This is a genomic window from Streptomyces sp. XM83C (genome assembly GCF_023072675.1).
In the GTDB taxonomy this organism is placed as follows: domain Bacteria; phylum Actinomycetota; class Actinomycetes; order Streptomycetales; family Streptomycetaceae; genus Streptomyces; species Streptomyces thermocoprophilus.
The window spans coordinates 1-16,449 of record NZ_JALLGL010000131.1 but is presented as its reverse complement, the minus strand read 5'-3'; the positions used below and the strand labels follow the sequence as shown (position 1 = coordinate 16,449).

General features: G+C 66.5%; 18 protein-coding genes and 1 pseudogene. 17 read left to right on the top strand and 2 right to left on the bottom strand.

Annotation, left to right across the window (positions count from 1 at the left end):
• Positions 1-100: 100 nt before the first annotated feature.
• The 11 genes from MTQ10_RS16545 (at position 101) to MTQ10_RS16495 (ending at position 7,276) form a co-directional block, all read left to right on the top strand.
• Positions 101-430, top strand: a complete 330-nt coding sequence (locus MTQ10_RS16545; protein WP_247468670.1) for a pilus assembly protein — start codon at positions 101-103, stop codon at positions 428-430.
• Between the two features lie 232 nt (positions 431-662).
• A complete protein-coding gene (locus MTQ10_RS16540) occupies positions 663-1,073 on the top strand; it encodes a TadE/TadG family type IV pilus assembly protein (protein ID WP_247468669.1) in 411 nt (136 codons plus the stop codon).
• Positions 1,070-2,407 (top strand): CpaF family protein, encoded by a 1,338-nt coding sequence (locus MTQ10_RS16535; RefSeq protein WP_247468666.1) that lies wholly within the window; start codon positions 1,070-1,072, stop codon positions 2,405-2,407. The genes MTQ10_RS16540 and MTQ10_RS16535 overlap by 4 nt, the downstream gene beginning before the upstream one ends.
• Before the next feature lie 77 nt (positions 2,408-2,484).
• Positions 2,485-3,429, top strand: coding sequence for a type II secretion system F family protein (locus MTQ10_RS16530; RefSeq protein ID WP_247468664.1), 945 nt, complete (start codon positions 2,485-2,487; stop codon positions 3,427-3,429).
• A 29-nt stretch (positions 3,430-3,458) separates the two neighbouring features.
• Positions 3,459-4,346, top strand: coding sequence for a DUF5936 domain-containing protein (locus tag MTQ10_RS16525; protein WP_247468667.1), 888 nt, complete (start codon positions 3,459-3,461; stop codon positions 4,344-4,346).
• Positions 4,347-4,745: 399 nt separating this feature from the next.
• Positions 4,746-4,937: a hypothetical protein gene (locus MTQ10_RS16520; RefSeq protein ID WP_247468662.1), complete on the top strand. Its 192-nt coding sequence runs from the start codon at positions 4,746-4,748 to the stop codon at positions 4,935-4,937.
• Positions 4,934-5,548, top strand: coding sequence for a pilus assembly protein TadG-related protein (locus tag MTQ10_RS16515; protein WP_282612252.1), 615 nt, complete (start codon positions 4,934-4,936; stop codon positions 5,546-5,548). The genes MTQ10_RS16520 and MTQ10_RS16515 overlap by 4 nt, the downstream gene beginning before the upstream one ends.
• 34 nt (positions 5,549-5,582) lie before the next feature.
• Positions 5,583-6,170 (top strand): hypothetical protein, encoded by a 588-nt coding sequence (locus MTQ10_RS16510; RefSeq protein ID WP_247468658.1) that lies wholly within the window; start codon positions 5,583-5,585, stop codon positions 6,168-6,170.
• A 13-nt stretch (positions 6,171-6,183) separates the two neighbouring features.
• Positions 6,184-6,822, top strand: a complete 639-nt coding sequence (locus MTQ10_RS16505; protein WP_247468656.1) for an OmpA family protein — start codon at positions 6,184-6,186, stop codon at positions 6,820-6,822.
• 155 nt (positions 6,823-6,977) lie between these two features.
• A complete protein-coding gene (locus MTQ10_RS16500; protein ID WP_247468654.1) occupies positions 6,978-7,139 on the top strand; it encodes a hypothetical protein in 162 nt (53 codons plus the stop codon).
• Positions 7,139-7,276, top strand: coding sequence for a hypothetical protein (locus MTQ10_RS16495; RefSeq protein ID WP_247468652.1), 138 nt, complete (start codon positions 7,139-7,141; stop codon positions 7,274-7,276). Before MTQ10_RS16500 ends, MTQ10_RS16495 begins: the two co-directional genes overlap by 1 nt.
• A 321-nt stretch (positions 7,277-7,597) precedes the next feature.
• Here MTQ10_RS16495 and MTQ10_RS16490 read toward each other — a convergent pair whose 3' ends face one another.
• Entirely contained in the window at positions 7,598-7,978 is a 381-nt protein-coding gene (locus MTQ10_RS16490) for a DUF192 domain-containing protein (protein WP_247468650.1), read from the bottom strand.
• A 292-nt stretch (positions 7,979-8,270) separates the two neighbouring features.
• Between MTQ10_RS16490 and MTQ10_RS16485 the strand changes: the two genes are divergently transcribed.
• The 6 genes from MTQ10_RS16485 (at position 8,271) to MTQ10_RS16460 (ending at position 16,190) form a co-directional block, all read left to right on the top strand.
• Positions 8,271-8,756: a hypothetical protein gene (locus MTQ10_RS16485; protein ID WP_247468648.1), complete on the top strand. Its 486-nt coding sequence runs from the start codon at positions 8,271-8,273 to the stop codon at positions 8,754-8,756.
• 1,871 nt (positions 8,757-10,627) lie between these two features.
• On the top strand, positions 10,628-11,983 hold the full coding sequence (mycP, locus tag MTQ10_RS16480) for a type VII secretion-associated serine protease mycosin (RefSeq protein ID WP_247468646.1): 1,356 nt from the start codon (positions 10,628-10,630) through the stop codon (positions 11,981-11,983).
• A 169-nt stretch (positions 11,984-12,152) separates the two neighbouring features.
• Positions 12,153-12,575: a hypothetical protein gene (locus tag MTQ10_RS16475; protein WP_247468635.1), complete on the top strand. Its 423-nt coding sequence runs from the start codon at positions 12,153-12,155 to the stop codon at positions 12,573-12,575.
• Between the two features lie 27 nt (positions 12,576-12,602).
• The gene (locus MTQ10_RS16470) at positions 12,603-14,870 is read left to right on the top strand and encodes a hypothetical protein (RefSeq protein ID WP_247468631.1); all 2,268 of its coding nucleotides are present in this window, start codon (positions 12,603-12,605) and stop codon (positions 14,868-14,870) included.
• 32 nt (positions 14,871-14,902) lie between these two features.
• Complete coding sequence (locus tag MTQ10_RS16465; protein ID WP_247468628.1) at positions 14,903-15,403, top strand: hypothetical protein; 501 nt, start codon at positions 14,903-14,905, stop codon at positions 15,401-15,403.
• A 280-nt stretch (positions 15,404-15,683) separates the two neighbouring features.
• Positions 15,684-16,190, top strand: a complete 507-nt coding sequence (locus MTQ10_RS16460) for a hypothetical protein (protein ID WP_247468626.1) — start codon at positions 15,684-15,686, stop codon at positions 16,188-16,190.
• 142 nt (positions 16,191-16,332) lie between these two features.
• Here MTQ10_RS16460 and MTQ10_RS16455 read toward each other — a convergent pair.
• Positions 16,333-16,449: pseudogene (locus tag MTQ10_RS16455) on the bottom strand (IS5/IS1182 family transposase); the annotation flags it as partial.

Sequence of the window (16,449 nt, the reverse complement as noted above, 5' to 3'; positions counted from 1 at the left end):
GCTGGGCGGTCTGCGGGGCGGGGGCCCGTGGAGGTGCCTGCGTGGCCCGGACGGCCCGCGGGGCCGGGACGCCGGGCAGGTGACCATCGAGTTCCTCGGCATGACCCCGACGATCATCGTCACCCTGGTCCTGATGTGGCAGTGCGTGCTCGTGGGATACACGTTCACGCTCGCGGGTAACGCTGCCGACGAAGCGGTACGCGCCGCCACGGCCGCCGACCCGGGCGCCCGCGCCGGCGCCTGCACACAGGCCGGCCTGGACAAACTGCCGGGAGCCTGGGAGGGGGACGCCGACGTGGACTGCACGACCGGCGGGGGCTATGTGAGGGCCTCCGTCTCCCTCAAGGTGCCCGTCCTGTTCCCCGGGGTGATCGCCTTCCCGTTCACCGTGCACGGGGCGGCGGGCGCGGTGGAGGAGGAGACGGACTGAGATGCCGTACGAAACCTTGACGCCGGACGAGCCGGTGACGACGGACGGAACTGCGACGCCGTACGGGCGCGTGGCGCCGTACGGGCGCGTGGCGCCGTACGCGCGCGTGGAGCCGTACGGGCGTGTGGCGCCGTACGCGCGCGTGGAGCCGTACGGGCGTGTGGCGCCGTACGGGCGTGTGGCGCCGTACGACCGTGTGGCGCCGTACGACCGTGTGGCGCCGTACGACGCCGTGAAGGCACAGGGCCCGGCGCGCCCGCGCTCGCGCCCTCGCCCTCGCCCCCGCGACCGGGGCCAGGTCGCCATCGAATACCTCGGCTTCATCCCCGTCCTGATCCTCGTCGCCCTCGCCGGCATTCAGCTCGGCCTGGTGGCCTACGCAGCCCAGCAGGCCGGCACGGCCGCCCGCGCCGGCGCCCGCAGCGCCTCCCTGCTGCCGGGCAGCGCCCAGCAGGCGTGCGCCGAGGCCGTCAGCGACGGACTCGCCGGCGACACCACCTGCTCCAGCAGCGAGAGCGGCACGGAGGTCGAGGTCACCGCCGCCGTGAAGATCCCCACGCTGGTGCCCGGCTGGGACCTCGGCGCGGCCAAGCGCACCGCCGTCATGCCGCTCGACGACGCACCGGAAGGGGCGGCCCCGTGAGCCTGCGCGCACGTATCAACGCACCGGAGGAGAACGGCCGCCGCGGCGAGGACGGCCACCTGGTCGCCTCGTACCGCGCGAAACTGCTGGAGGAGATCGACCTCGCCGAGATGGGCTCCCTCGCGGCAGCCGAGCGCCGTGCCCGACTCGAACGCGTCCTCGGCCACATCATCAGCCGTGAAGGCCCCGTCCTGTCCACGGTGGAGCGCTCGCAGCTGATCCGCCGCGTCGTCGACGAGGCCCTCGGCCTCGGCATCCTGGAACCCCTGCTGGAGGACCCCTCCATCACGGAGATCATGGTCAACGGCCCCGACGCGATCTTCGTCGAGCGTGCCGGGCGCGTCGAACAACTGCCGCTGCGGTTCGCCTCCGCCGACCAGCTGATGCAGACCATCGAGCGGATCGTCTCCACCGTCAACCGGCGCGTCGACGAGTCCAATCCGATGGTCGATGCCCGCCTGCCCTCCGGCGAACGCGTCAATGTCATCATCCCGCCGCTGTCCCTGACCGGCCCCACCCTCACCATCCGCCGCTTCCCGCGCTCCTTCACCCTCCAGGAGCTGATCGGGCTCGGCTCGCTCGACGAAAACATGCTGTATCTGCTGGCCGGGCTGGTGCAGGCCAAGTTCAACATCATCGTCTCCGGCGCCACCGGCACCGGAAAGACCACCCTCCTCAACGCGCTGTCCGGCCTGATCCCCGACGGCGAACGCATCATCACCATCGAGGACTCCGCCGAGCTCCAGCTCCAGCAGAACCACGTCATCCGCCTGGAGTCCCGCCCGCCCAACGTCGAGGGCAAGGGCCGTATCACCATCCGCGACCTGGTCCGCAACTCGCTGCGGATGCGGCCCGACCGGATCGTCGTCGGCGAGGTCCGCGGCGGTGAGTCCCTGGACATGCTCCAGGCCATGTCCACCGGCCACGACGGCTCCCTCGCCACCGTCCACGCCAACAGCGCCGAGGACGCCCTGACCCGGTTGCAGACCCTCGCCTCGATGTCCGACGTGGAGATCCCGTTCGCCGCGCTGCACGACCAGATCAACAGCGCCGTCGACGTCATCGTGCAGCTCACCCGCTTCCCCGACGGCGCCCGGCGCGTCACCGAGGTCGCCGTCCTCGACAGCCACGGCGGGGAGCCGTACCGCCTCGCCACGGTCGCCCGCTTCGAGGCACAGCCCATGACCCACGACGGGCGGGTGTACGGCACGTACAGCCACCACCCTCTCCCGCGCCGCACCGCCGACCGCCTCTACATGGCGGGCCAGCCCGTCCCACAGGCGTTCGGAGTGGCGCACACTCCGGACCAACTGGCCGTACGCGAAGCCCGGTAGGACAGGCAGAGGCAGGCAGCCAGACAGAAACAGGCAGACAGGCACACAGGCAGACAGGCAGGCAGGACACAGGACCGATGGAACTCGACACGCTCATCACCCTCACCACCGGCATCGCCCTGCTCACCTGCCTGCTCGCGGTGCTCGGCGCACACACGTACGCCCGCGGCAGGGCCCAGCGCGCCGCTCTCGTGGAACGCCTCACCTACACCCACCAACTGCCCCCGGCGGGACGCCGGCGCCGCTTCCACGCCCTGGACCGCCGGCTGCGCCGCACCGCGCTCGGCCGCCGCCTGGAGCGGAAGCTGGCGGCCACGGGCCTGGACGTGACACCGGGCGAGTTCACCGTGGCGATGCTGACGGCGGTCGTCGCGCTGTGGCTGATCGGGCAGGCCGCCCTCGCGCCGTTCTTCGGCCCGATCGCCGGGCTGCTCGGCGTGTGGGCGGCACTTCAGTTCCTCACCTGGCAGCGGCAGAAACGCATCGAACGGTTCATCAACCAGCTCCCGGAGATGGCCCGCATCCTCGCCAACGCCACCCAGGCCGGCCTCGCCCTGCGTACCGCCATCGGCATGGCCGCGGAGGAACTGGAGGCCCCGGCCGGCGAGGAACTCGCCAAGGTCAGCGACCAGTTGGCGATCGGCGTACCGATGGAGGACGCGTTGAGCGAACTGGCCGAACGCCTCCCGTCCCGCGAACTGGTCGTCCTCGTCACCACGCTGGTCCTGTCGAACAGGGCAGGCGGCCAAGTCGTCAGCGCGCTGCGCAACCTGACGGAGACACTGGAAGAACGGAAAGAGACCCGGCGTGAGATCCGCACCCAGCTCTCCCAGGTCAACATGACGTCGTACGCCGTCCCCGTCATGGGCATCGGCTCGCTGTTCCTGATGAACGGCGTCAAGGACGGCGCCCTGGACCGCATGACCGGCTCGACCGTCGGCCAGGCGTGCGTCATCGTGGCGTTCGCGCTGTACGCGATCGGCTTCGTGCTGATCCGCCGCATGTCACGGATCGACGTCTGAGGGCCGGGGGACGACACAACATGGACCTGATCGCACTGGGCCTCGCCCTCCTCACCGCCGCCGGCGTCTTGGGCGTTTTCACCGGCATCCGCATGTACCGCGCGGACGCCAAACTCCCCGGCGACCTCGCCCTCGCCCTGGAAGTCGGCTCCACCCGCACAGGCGCCGTCGACTCCGTCATCGACCGCATGGGCATGCGCTGGGCGCCCACGGTGCTCCGCCTGATGGGCCCCAAGCTCGTCGCCCGCGTCCGCCGCAAGATCGACCTCGCGGGCAACCCCGGCGGCCTCACGATCGACCGCTACGCCGCCCGCAGAGCCGTCTACGGCGCCCTCGGCGGCGTCGGCTGCCTGATCTTCCTGCTGCGCGGCAACTACCTGATCGCGCTGCTGCTCCTCGCCTTCGCCGCGTTCTGGACGGAGGTCGGCATCTGGGCGGCGATCCGCGTCCGACGCGACGTCATCGAACGCACCCTGCCCGACTTCCTCGACGTCCTCGCCGTCGTCGTCAGCGCCGGCCTCGGCTTCCGGCAGGCCCTCGACCGGGTCGCCTCCCACTACGAGGGCCCGTGGGCCGACGAGATCCGCATCACCCTGCGCCAGATGGACCTCGGCATGAGCCGCCGCCAGGCCTTCGCCGAGCTGCGCCGCCGCAACGACAGTGAGCAGGTCGCCCTGTTCGTCACCGCGCTCCAGCAGGGCGAGGAACTCGGCGCCCCCATCGTCGACACCCTGGTCTCCATCGCCAAGGACATGCGCCGCACAGACGCCCAGAACGCGCGCCGCAAGGCCGCCCGAGCCGTCCCCAGGGCCACGCTGATGATCACCACGTTCATGGTCCCGGCCACGATGCTCCTCCTCGGCGCGGGCCTGCTGCTGGGCTCGGGCACGGACTTCGGGTCGATCACAGGGGAGTGAGGAGGGCGCCAGACATGACACAAGCAAACGCTCAACAGCCGTTAGACATAAGGCATTTACACAAAAACCTTTCGCAGATGCAACCGAGTGTGGGACAGTGTGCGACGTGTCGGTCGCCCGAAGTCTCGACCGGGCGGGAGGGGAGGGACGCAATGCCGAAGCACACCGAGGGCATCATTTCCGCCAAACTCCCGCACGACAGCGCATGGTTGACAACCGAATCATCGCAGGACGCGGCACGTGCCACGCGTATACGCCAACGGTTTTCAGCCGGACAGCGCCCCGCACGCCGACAACCCTCTGGCAACCGGGGCATTCCCGCCTACTTTTTTCCCGAGACTTCTTCCAGGACCCGCGAACACAGCGCCCACGGCTCGCCCGACACCAGAGGGGAACACCATGAGCAACTGGATCAACTCCACGGTCACCTACCTCAGGACCCGCGCCGCGAGGAACGACAGGGGGCAGACGGCGGTGGAGTACCTGGGGATCATTGCGGTGGTGGTGGCGATTGTGTTGGCCGTTACCGGCACGAGTATCGGACAGACGATCTACGACAAGATCATCGAAAAGATCGCGGAAATCGTCTGAGGCGGTTCCACGGATTCAAAGATACGGGGCAGGCCTTCCCTATCTACATCACAGTCGTGGGAGGCCTGCTGCTGCTCGCGTTCGCCTACTTGGCCGTCGGACAGGCGGCAGCCAATCGGAACGGCGCCCAGACAGCCGCTGATGCCGCGGCTCTGGCAGCGGCCCAGGACACCAGGAAGCAGCTCGCGGCGCAGTGGCTGCAAGATGTGCGTGACCCGACCAAGTGGCAGGCGATTTTCGACGGTGATGCCCCAGTGAACCCGTCGTGCTGGCGGGCGTACGAACTCGCGGCGCAGAACGAGGCCCACGTTGAGAGTTGCGCGCCGACAGGGCTGCTCGGTTACACGGTCGAGGTTAAGACGGACAGACCGGTGGGTGACTCCGTGATACCTGGCACCGAGAACCAGTACGCCACGGCGTCGGCGACCGCAGTGATCGAATCGCTGTGCACGTTCGACCTGCCGGACGGAGACGTCAAGGAAGGGGAGGAGAAGGGGGCAGTCCTGCCGTCGCTCAAGTGCAAGGACAAGACTTGGGAGCTGATCCCGGGCAACCTCACCGACCTTCCAGAGCCAAGGGATCTCTTCGACGTCCACCTGGCCGACGACTGACTCGCGAACGACAAGGGATGAAGGAAGCAGAGGCATGAGCATTCGGTTCGCTGCGAGGGCCCGCAAGGGGGTGGTCGCGCTGACTGTCGCGGCCGGATTGGCCGTCGGCGTGGCCGGCTGCGGCGGGGGAGGAGGCGCCGACGAGGAGAAGAAGCCCGAGAAGTCGGCGTCTGCGTCCGTGGGTGACGGATCGAAGCCGAGTGCCCAAGAGGGCCAATCCGAGCAGCCGCTGGCCGAACTGAAGGGCTCCAACGGGCTTCTCCTCCAGATCACCTCCGCCCAGCGGGACTCAGGCGGCTTCGTGACAGTGAATGGCACGCTGAAGAACGACGGCGCGAAGGACATCGTTGTACCAGCCGCATTGGGCGGTAACGAGACTGAGATCGTGAGAAACGGTCCGTCGCTCGGCGGGGCGACGCTGGTCGACCCCAAGAGCAAGAAGCGGTACTACGTCCTCCGCGACACCGACGGTCGCCCCCTGACGACCACGGGCTTCTCCACCATCAAGCCGGGAGAAGCGCTGTCGGTGTTCATGCAGTTCCCGGCACCGCCGGCGGAGACGACCGAGGTCACGTTCCAGCTCCCCACCTTCGCCTCCGCCCCCATCCAGATCACCGGATGAGGTGAGGAAACGGATGCCCCACACCCGAAAGGCCGGCCCCCTGACAACGTCGGCCACCCTGCTCCTCCTCACCGCAACCCTCTACGCCCCCGGTACCCCCACAGCCCACGCGGACGACGGCCCCAGCGTCCCCCCAGGCACCGAAGCGACAGCCGCGGCCCCCGTGAAGGTGGACCCCAACGACCCGGACCTGAAGCTCCCCGAGGGCGCGACGCTGGCGGAGCCGAAGGTGCTGGACATCAAGTCGGTCGTGGAGGACCAGTCGGGAGACGAACGCCGCGAGGACACGAACGCGGACGTGAAGTTCGCGCTACAGGCGGAAGTGCTGTTCGGCAAGGACAGCGCGAAACTGAGCGCGGACGCGAAGCGCCGTATCAACGCGATCGCGCAGGAGATCAAGAAGCAGAACGCGACCCGCATCCGCGTCTTCGGCTTCACGGACAACCTGGGCTCGGCGGCCCACGGCGACGTCCTGTCCAAGCAACGCGCGAACGCCGTACAGGACGCCCTGGACGACGACTTGAACGACCCGAACATCACCTTTGAGGTCCGGGGCTACGGCGAGCAGTACCCGATCGCGTCGAACGCCACGGAAGAAGGCCGTAGAAAGAACCGCCGCGTAGAGGTGACGTTCCCGCGAGGGGAAAACTGAACGGACACTCGTACTCGCCCGGCGAACGACCGACCCGCACCGGCACCCGCACCCGTCCCGCACCACCGACAAACGATTCCGACGCGCCGGGTGGTCTCGAACGCCGGCGCGGCGTCGGCCCCGCGCCGGTCGAGCTGTGACCGGGGGAGGCTGACGTGCGCGCGGGCGTGGTCAGGCCATGGCGGTGGACGGCCGGGGCCGGTGTGGGCCTGAGCCAGTACGCGGGCTGGCTCACGTACGACGACATCCGCGACCACGCCGCGAGCGAACGCGAGATCACCGCGGCCTCCGCCGCCTGGTGGACCCGGACGAGGTGATGGACCTCGACGGCGGCACGCTCCTGGCGGCGAGGCTGGGCTGCCGCACCAGCCTCCCGGCGGTTCCGGAGGGCACGCTGCCGGAGATGCCGAAGAAGCTGACGCCGACGAGTACGGCGAACGACTCGTGCGCCTGATACGCCGACTGGTACGGCCGACAGCCGAAGACCGAGAGGGACCGCCTCCCCGATCGTGCCCTCGCGGCGCCGGTACACAGCGCGAACCACCACGAGCCCCGTGACGCCCTGTTCCGCGCCTACGCGGACGACATCACCAAGCGCCGGGGCTGCACCCAGGTCCGCTACCCGGAGCCGGAGGACCTCCAGCGGGCATGCCCGCAAGCCGGTCCCACCGAGGCACCCCGCAGGACCCGAAACGCTACTGCCGCCGGGGGCAGCGACGCTCTCGGAACTCACCCTCAGCCGAGCCTGGTACGCGCAGCACCACTTCCTGAGTGGTCACCGGCCCGGAACCTCGAGCTCGACCGATACCCGCACGCCGACACGCACTCCCCACCCGGCCATCGCCCCGGCCCCAGCCTCCAGCACATGCCGGGCCCGCAGGCGGGGCCGGCCCAGGCGGCCGGGGGGCATCGTCCGTACCGCGATGACCCGCAACTGCCGGTCCAGATACGCCACATCGATCGGCATGCGCATACGGAAGGTGTGGATGCTGTTCGCGGGTGTGAGCAGCATCGCGCCCTCGATGGAGTCGCGCCCGAGGAGCCCTCTGGTGCGCGCCCGGTACGAGGCCGCGACCTCCAACGGCACCTCGTGCACGGCCCCGTCGTCTCCCTCGACGAGCAACGTCCCCCGCCCGTCCCGCCACTGCCGAGGCATCCGTTCCGCCTTTCTCCCCAACTTCTCCACTTCTGCGGACCGACCGTAGCCAGTTCGTTACGAGCCTGGTGCAGGCGCCTGGTAGACCTGATGTGAGAGGGGTCGGAAGTCAACGGCGGTGGCCGAATGCTCACCGGTCACCACACCACCCACCACACGACTGTCACAGCTGATCGCTAAAGTAACGGGTGCGGTCTTGTCTGATCCGAAGGCCGAACGGGGAACGGGGAGGTAGATATCGGTGCTGCCGAGCGACAGCGGTGGGTCGACGGGCGCGGCCACCACATCCTGGGTGTCCAACATCTTCGACACCGCGAAGAACGCGGTGCAGGACATTCAGACCGAGTTCACCTCCTTCACCAAGTTCCGTCAGCGGATCGACGAGCTCATCCGCGACCTCAAGGAGTCGCAGGCCGGCCCGAAGAAGGTGGGCGAGGACCAGGTGACGCGCACCCAGTTCGGGGGCGGCGGAGGTTCCTGGGTCGAGGCCGCGGGCCTGCACAAGTCGTACGAGAAGGTCATCACCGACCTGGAGTCCTTCTCGAAGCTGCTCGGCGACTGCATGGAAGCCATGTCCATCGCCGTCCTCGCCTCGCACAAGGGCTACTCGAACATCGACGACGACGTCCGTCGCCGTATGCAGGCGATCAGCGCCGAGACGACGAAGCACTACGGCGGTCCGTACGACCCCGAGCACGCGAAGAACCACGGCGCTCAGGGCGGCGGCGCCACCGGCGGCCAGAACCCGCCCGCCGGTGACACAGGCGGCTCGATCTGACGCGGACGCACGGACGACGGGAACGGGGAAACAGCTGATGGCAGGCAAGGGCACGCCCTTCGAGGGGATGAGCCACGAGCAGATGCTCGCGTGGCTCGACCAGGCGAACAGCGGCGAGGTGCAGAGCGCGGCCGACAAGCTGGTCAATGCGGCCAAGGAGATCCGCAAGATCGCCGACGAGCTGAAGATCCGCCCGCAGTGGGTGGAGTGGAAGGGCGAGGGCGCGGACGCTTTCCGGATCTGGGCGGGCGACCTGGCCAACTCGGCGTACCGGCTTGCCGACTTCAGCGACGGCTCGGCCAAGTGGCTCGGAGAGGCCTCCAAGGCCATCTCCACGGCCAAGGCGTCGATCCCGCGTGACAAGGCGAGCGCCACGGCGAATCTCGAGGCGGCCCGCAAGTATCACAACGATCCCGACTCCCAGGAGATCGCCTCCAAATCCCGCGCCGAACTGGCCGCCATCGAGGCCAACAAGGAGAAGGTGCGCTTGGAGGCGGTCGCGGAGATGCGCAAGCTTGCGCAGGCGTACGACCAGTCGTCCGAGCAGTTGGACAAGTTGGAACGCCCCAAGTTCCCGCCGCCGCCTTCCGAAGTGAGTGGCATCGAAACGCCTACGGAGATCTCGCGACCTGGAACCTCCGACGGCGGCGGTGCAGTCCGGAACGGCACCAGTACCGGTACCGTGTCGAGTCGCGAGTCGGGGGGCCCTACCGGGGAACCTGGCGCAATACGGGGGCATTCGGGCGATCGGGACCTGGTGACCCGTATTCCGGCGGATACTCAGCGGCCGGTAGTGGAGGTGGACCGTCCGACTCAGGTCAACATCGACTCGGTCACTACGGTTCCGCCGGAGACCCAGCGACCCATCCAGACTCCGGGACCGACTACCCCGACCGTTCCGAACCGCCCCGATGTGGTCCTGCCGGGCCTTCCGGGCGCCCCCAACGTCGTCCCGCCGATTGCGGGCCGAAACGGTCCTGTGCCTACAGCCCCCGGTGGAAGCGGAAGGCAGGTTCCGGGCGGTCGGCCGCTCGGTCCCACCCAGGGCACGCCCGGGGCCCGTTACGGTCGCACCGGTACCGGCATGGGCCAGTTCCCGCACGGGCCGACCTCCGGTACTCAGGCCGGAAGGACGCTTCCGGGCCAGGGCGGAGGCCGCAACGTACCCTCAGCGGCCGGTACGACCGGGCGGCCCGCGACCCCGGGCATGACGGGCAGGCCCACCGGGCCTGGCGCGAAGGGCGGACGGTCCACGACTCCTGGCGTCACTGGCGGACGCTCCACGACCCCTGGGACGACCGGTGCTTCCCGCACCGGAGTACCTGGCGCAGCGAACGGGCGTCCGACGGGGCCGGCCGTGGCCGGTGGGCGTCCGGCGACTGGAATCACCGGTGGGCGCTCCGCAGGGCAGGGGGGCGTGAACGGGCGTCCTGCTGGACCCGCCAACGCCAACGGACGACCGAGTCCTACCGGTAAGTCCAATGGGCAGCGGGACAACCAAGCGATCGCCGGCGGCCGTCAGACAGCGAAACCCGGGTCGAGCGCAGGCCGACTGCCAGGGGGAACCGTGGTGGGCGCTGAGACAGCCACGCGTGGCAGCGCCAACACCGGGCGTCCACTGCCCACGCCTCAGGGCGGGGTGGTGGGTGGCGCCCCGCAGCGGACAGGGCGTCCGCCCGCCCGCCCAGGTACGCCGGTGCCCACCGCGCCGACGCGCGGGGGTATAGCCGGAGGTACGGCGAGCCGTGAAGGTGTGCGTCGTGACGGTGCTCCCTCTCGCGGTGCTCGGCCGAGCACGAAGCAGGAGACGGATCGCCGTGAGTCGCCGACGGTGACTGACTGAGGTCCATATCAACAGGAGAGATCCGCAGATGCCTACCAACCGGAACTGTCGCGGCCGTTTGCGTTTCCTCGTCTCGGCGGCTGCAGGCCTCCTGCTGGTGGGCGCTGCGGCCTCGCCTGCCCAAGCATCTGACTCCACCCGCTCGCAGCAGTGGCACCTGGATGCCATGCACGCCGAGGAGATGTGGAAGACGAGCACGGGGAAGAACATCACAGTTGCTGTGATCGACACGGGGGTGGACCCGAACAATCCAGACCTCAAGGGGCGAGTGCTCGACGGGTTGGATCTCGCCAAGGGGTTGCACGAGGGCGATGAGCACTCGGATTACCAGGGCCACGGCACGGGGATGGCCGGGCTCATCGCCGGCACGGGCGCCTGGGGCGGAGGCAGAGGTGCCTACGGCTTGGCGCCTGGGGCCAAGATCCTGCCGATCCGGGTGCCCAGCGCCGGTGACACCATTGGCTTCGCTGGGGCGGCGACAATGGGCAAGGCCATCCGTTTCGCGGCGGACTCGGGCGCGCAGGTGATCAATATTTCCATGGCGACAGCCAGCAATGGGCCCGAGATGGACGAGGCCGTGAGGTATGCCCTCGGCCGCGGCTCGCTCGTTTTCGCCGGTACGGGCAACGACGCCGAAAAGGGCAATCCTGTGGAGTACCCCGCTGCCACTCCCGGCGTCGTGGCGGTGGCATCGGTGGGCAAGGATCTCCGCCGTAGTTCTTTCTCCAACTTCGGTCCGCAGGTCGACATGGCCGCGCCGGGCGAAGACATGGTTCATGCCTGCGGCGCCAAGACGGGTCTGTGCAAGGGCGATGGCACCAGTGATGCGACCGCGATCGCCTCCGCCAGCGCCGCCCTCATCTGGTCCAAGCACCCGGACTGGACGAACAACCAGGTCCTCCGGGTCATGCTCAACACCATCGGCGGGCCCACCGACGGCGCCAAGCGCAACGACTCCATCGGCTACGGCATCGTCCGCCCGCGCATCGCCCTGCAGAACCCCGGCGACCCGGGCCCGGCGGACGTCTACCCGCTGCCCGACCTGAAGGAGGCGGAGAAGACGGCGTCGCCGTCGCCGACCGCCTCCAAGAGCGGCGAAGCGGGAGCACCGGTCAAGGGAGACGACACCGACGCCAACGCTTCCGCGGCCGAGGACTCCGGCAGCAACACGCTGTGGATCGTCATCGGCGCCGGTGCGGCCGTCCTGCTCGTGGCCGCCGTCGCGGCATTCGCCATCAGCCGCAAGCGTCGCAGCCAGCTCCCCCCGCCTCCGCCTCCGGGCATGCCGATGCAGCAGATGCCGTACGGCGGCTGGCAGTTCACGCAGCCCGGACCTGACGCGGTGCCGGAGAACAACCCTTACAACCCTGGGCGTCCTCAGTAAGCGAGACGACGACGGGGCAACTGGAAACACCGGCGTTCATACGGAAGCACGAGCGAGTGAGGCGTTCAGCGCCTTGCAGGCTGCGCCTGTTCTATTGACCACACAGTTGAGACCTGCACGGTCGCTGAGACGTATGCAATAACGCTACATGACAACTTGAGGGGGAAGCATGGCTTGGGACGAGTGGGAGCTGCTGAAGGCAGATGCGTTGGCGCGTCGCGAGACGGGCATGCGGCTGAACAGCGTTGCTCCAGAAGGGCCGGCAAGCGGCGCTCAAGACCTCAAGACCGATGATCAGGGAAGCAAGGCGGCGGCCGAGGCGCTCGTGGACTTGCATCGGCAGACAGGTCAGGTCGGCGCGTATGCCGAAGAAAGCACCGGTACCGCCGTACGCGAGTTCAGTGGCTGGCAGACGAGCGACGGCTTGAAAGACGCCCATGAGGAATGGGCGCTACAGGTGAAGAATCTGCAGAATCCATTGGACAAAGATCGTTCCAGTCTCGTGAAGGCCAAAAAGCATTTCCAATACGTCGATCACGAAGTGAGGGGGAATGCTGCTGCGGTCCGTATCACGCCGAAAAGTGACATCTGAAAGGGAGGGAGGGAGGGGGTAAATAGTATGCTCACCTATCAAGACGTGATGACGGTCAAGCTCAGCACCTTGACGGACGCAGCAGCGGACTGGGATGAAATGGCCAAGCGATTCAAGAGCTTGGATACCAGCTACATGGAGGATGTGCAACCGGTCGCGAGCCGCGGGGGGTGGCAGGGCATCAGCGCGACGGTGGCTGCCGTTCAATTCGCCAATACGCGTAGTCAACTCCAGGCCGCACAGACTGAAGCGAAGGCTATCGCCTCGCTTCTGCGTGATGCGCATCAGCAGTTCACGACGCTTGTGGGCAACGTCAAGTCTCTGGTCCAGCAGGCCCAAATGGCCGATATGACCGTCAACAACAATGGCGAAGTCGTTTACGACGAAAGCAAGCTGGCGTCGTGGCGACACGATCCGGACTACTCGGACGTGTTGTCGAAACAGAAGGCAGCCGCAGCCGCGTGGACGAAGAAGATCAAAGAAGCCGTCAAAGCCGTGGACGACGCCGATCAGGGCGTGGAGCTGGCACTCCGTGAGGCGGCCGGCGTCAAGAGCTGGTTCGGGCGCATGATCGATGACGTCCTCGGGGAAGGGCACTCCTTCAACGGTTCCGCGGTCGGGGACATCGAGGTCTACGAGGCGAGGCAGGCCAAGTACTACGCCGATCAGGTTCTGTCCGGTGAAGAATTGACCGGAGACGACCTGAAGGAGTGGGAACGGCTCATGCGCGACAATTCGCGTGACAAGGTGTTCAGTCGGACCTATCTCGATTCACTCGGCGTTGACAACGTCCTGAAGTTGTCCAATAAAATGGACGACTTGGCGTACTTCGATGACACCAAGAACAAGAATCAGTACCTGCAGATCAACGGGGGGCTCTCAGACTCCTTGGCGACGGCCACCAGAGTGCCCGATTTCAAAAGTGCCGATGGTAAGCATTTGCGTTACGGCACCAAAGAGTACTTCGACGCGTTCGACAAGTGGCTGTCGACGGATGACGCCAGATTTTACACAAAATGGCGTAACGATCTTCGCGAGTACGGCGACGACAAATATGATCTCAAGGTCGCTGGTGAGAAGATCCAGATAGGTAGGGGATCCGGTCAGGAGGTTCGCGGGTATCAAAGCCTCGTCACGCTGATGCAGCAGGGGCACGGGTATTCGCCGCAGTTCGTCGCGGACATCACCGACGACATGATTGCCCTGGAGAAGGAAGACCCCGACGTCTGGGACCTGCGCGGTCACTTCAGTGGCAAGGAGGACGGCTGGTTCGCCAATGACCCCGTGGACGGTGCGCTCGGAGTCATGTCGCACAATCCGGAAGGCGCCGCCGGATACCTCGACCCCGGCACCAGCGCCGGTAAGGAACGCCTTGATTACCTTCTCGGTGACGGTGAGGGAAGCCGGGACTGGAAGGTGACGAACACTACGCGGTGGCAAGGCAATATCGAGTTCACCGCGAGCGACGAACTGGACACCGACGACCGCAAGGGGCTGGGCGACGCCCTGGCGGCAGCGGCCGGCGGGGTGGACCCGAATGGGCCCAGGCCCACGGCACAGGTGCGGCACACGGATGCCAACAACCGCATCTTCTTCTACGCGATGGACACACTGTCCGATCAGGGCGACGACATGCCGGAGTCCTTGCGGGACAGCATGGCCAAGGTGATGACGAGTCACGGCGACAAGGTGTATCCGGTGATGGGGAGTATCGGGGGACCGGCTTCCCAAGGGATTGGGGGACTATCGGCTGAGCAGATCATGGAAATGACGAAACAGGTCTCGAGAAGCGAGAGTTCTTATGTTGCTCTCAACGAAGGAATGAATTATTGGATGGTTCGCGACATCCATGATTCCACCCTGCCGCCCGAGGACACGCTCCATAGAGCCGGGCATGCTGTCGGATTCTTGGAGGAGGCTCGATACAACGCACTCAAGGGAGACAAGCACGACTACACGTGGGACAAGATGTGGAGTTATCACACCGCTGGATCGATCGTCAACTTCGTTCCGGTCTTGGGTGACTTGGCGCAGCGAGGTGTCGATGTAGCCACTAGTGCTTGCATCATGGGTGAGCAGAAACGGCAGGACGCTGAATGGACTGAACATAATAAGACCACCTATTCTCTCAGGCAAGGGCAACTGGATGCCTTGGCTGAAGAATGGTACAGCGTGAATTCCGGATGGGCGCAGACGCATCAGGGTTTCTCGTTTAATGATGGAATTTATGATCAAATAGGTGCTGCCGCCAATGACGGTAACAAGCACGCCGATGGCATCGCGGGTGATCAGTAGTGAGGGCGAAGTGGCGGGTGTCCTCTGTTGGCGTGCTCGGTCTCTTGGGTACCTTGCTCTCAGGGTGTAGTGACGATGCGGCGGCTGTGCCGGATGAGTTCTGCGGTGTTCCGGTGCAGCGGGAGGCGTTGGAGCCGTTGATGCCGCATGCAAAGCGGGTGGTGGAGGAGGGAGGACGCACATCCTGGAAATCTGAGAACTGCATCCTTTTCGTGGATCACGTCAGGGTGGTGCACAGCATCATCCGTGAGGCGGAGAATCCGCTGCAAAAGGTTGACTGGGAGGCCGCGACAAAGTGGTACGAGGATGCGGCTACCCGCCGGGTTTCGTTTCCTGGTACCGCTGTGATCGGGTCTGATGGTGCCAAGGTATTGATCGCGTGCAAGGAGGGGGGACCCAGCTACTACATCTTTACGATCTTTGTGAGTGGTGAGGGGACCGAGAAGGGAAAGGCCGGAGCTGAGAAGGTGCAGCGGTTTGTCGAGGATCATGTGCCGGCTGTGGCTAAGCGGCTCAAGTGCTCCTTGAAGTGATCCTGCCTCGCGGTCCGGTAGTGCTGCCTGGACTTTTGCTCGTGGTCGAGCTTGTCCCGTGTTTGCTGTGGGTGCGGAGATGCCGTGCTGTGTGAAGTAGTTGCCCGGCCCGCGCGGGCCTTTCTCAGCCGTGACATGTGGAGTTGGGTTGTTGGCGGTGGGGCGATCAGGCAGCAGGCGTGCGTGTGGGTGGCCGTACAGCAACACAGAGGCTCCAGTAAACGAACATGCTGACGGAATTGGGTGATCAGGTGTGAGGTCGACTTGGTGGAGGGCTGCGGTGGGTGTGGTGGTCGGCCTCTCGGGTGCGTTGCTCACCGGATGCAGCGATGCGGCGGCTGTGCCGGATGAGTTCTGCGGTGTTCCGGTGCAGCGGGAGGCGTTGGAGCCGTTGATGCCGCATGCAAAGCGGGTGGTGGAGGAGGGAGGACGCACATCCTGGAAATCTGAGAACTGCATCCTTTTCGTGGATCACGTCAGGGTGGTGCACAGCATCATCCGTGAGGCGGAGAATCCGCTGCAAAAGGTGGACTGGGAGACCGCGGCAAAGTCGTACGAGGATGCGGCTACCCGCCGGGTTTCGTTTCCTGGTACCGCTGTGATCGGGTCTGATGGTGCGCTTGTTCAGATCGCGTGCAAGGAGGGCGGACCCAGCTATTACACTTTCACGCTCTTTGTGAGTGGTGAGGGGACCGAGAAGGGAAAGGCCGGAGCTGAGAAGGTGCAGCGGTTTGTCGAGGATCATGTGCCGGCTGTGGCCAAGCGGCTCAAGTGCTCCTTGAAGTGAATTCGGCCTTGCGGCTTGGTGTTGCGGCCTTGTCTGCTGCGTGTGGCGCGTGGTTGAGGGCGACGCTGTCCTTGGCCGACGGAGCTGAATCGATCGTTGCGTAAAGCAGTTGCCCGGGACCATGTCGTCCTTAGACGCCGTTTCAGTTGGTGAGTCGGCGGTAGCCGATGAGGGCTGCGGCGATGCCGACGAAGGCCAGGAAGTGCTCGGCCTTTCGCTCGTAACGGCGGTGCAGCCTTCGGCATCCGGCCAGCCAGGA

What these genes read in the sequence shown, in the direction of transcription:
- MTQ10_RS16545 (WP_247468670.1), top strand. Translation starts at nt 101, where the DNA reads ATGACCCCGACGATCATCGTCACCCTGGTCCTGATGTGGCAGTGCGTG.
- MTQ10_RS16530 (WP_247468664.1), top strand. Translation starts at nt 2,485, where the DNA reads ATGGAACTCGACACGCTCATCACCCTCACCACCGGCATCGCCCTGCTC.
- MTQ10_RS16520 (WP_247468662.1), top strand. Translation starts at nt 4,746, where the DNA reads ATGAGCAACTGGATCAACTCCACGGTCACCTACCTCAGGACCCGCGCC.
- MTQ10_RS16510 (WP_247468658.1), top strand. Translation starts at nt 5,583, where the DNA reads ATGAGCATTCGGTTCGCTGCGAGGGCCCGCAAGGGGGTGGTCGCGCTG.
- MTQ10_RS16505 (WP_247468656.1), top strand. Translation starts at nt 6,184, where the DNA reads ATGCCCCACACCCGAAAGGCCGGCCCCCTGACAACGTCGGCCACCCTG.
- MTQ10_RS16495 (WP_247468652.1), top strand. Translation starts at nt 7,139, where the DNA reads ATGGACCTCGACGGCGGCACGCTCCTGGCGGCGAGGCTGGGCTGCCGC.
- MTQ10_RS16490 (WP_247468650.1), bottom strand. Translation starts at nt 7,978, where the DNA reads ATGCCTCGGCAGTGGCGGGACGGGCGGGGGACGTTGCTCGTCGAGGGA.
- mycP (WP_247468646.1), top strand. Translation starts at nt 10,628, where the DNA reads ATGCCTACCAACCGGAACTGTCGCGGCCGTTTGCGTTTCCTCGTCTCG.
- MTQ10_RS16475 (WP_247468635.1), top strand. Translation starts at nt 12,153, where the DNA reads ATGGCTTGGGACGAGTGGGAGCTGCTGAAGGCAGATGCGTTGGCGCGT.
- MTQ10_RS16470 (WP_247468631.1), top strand. Translation starts at nt 12,603, where the DNA reads ATGCTCACCTATCAAGACGTGATGACGGTCAAGCTCAGCACCTTGACG.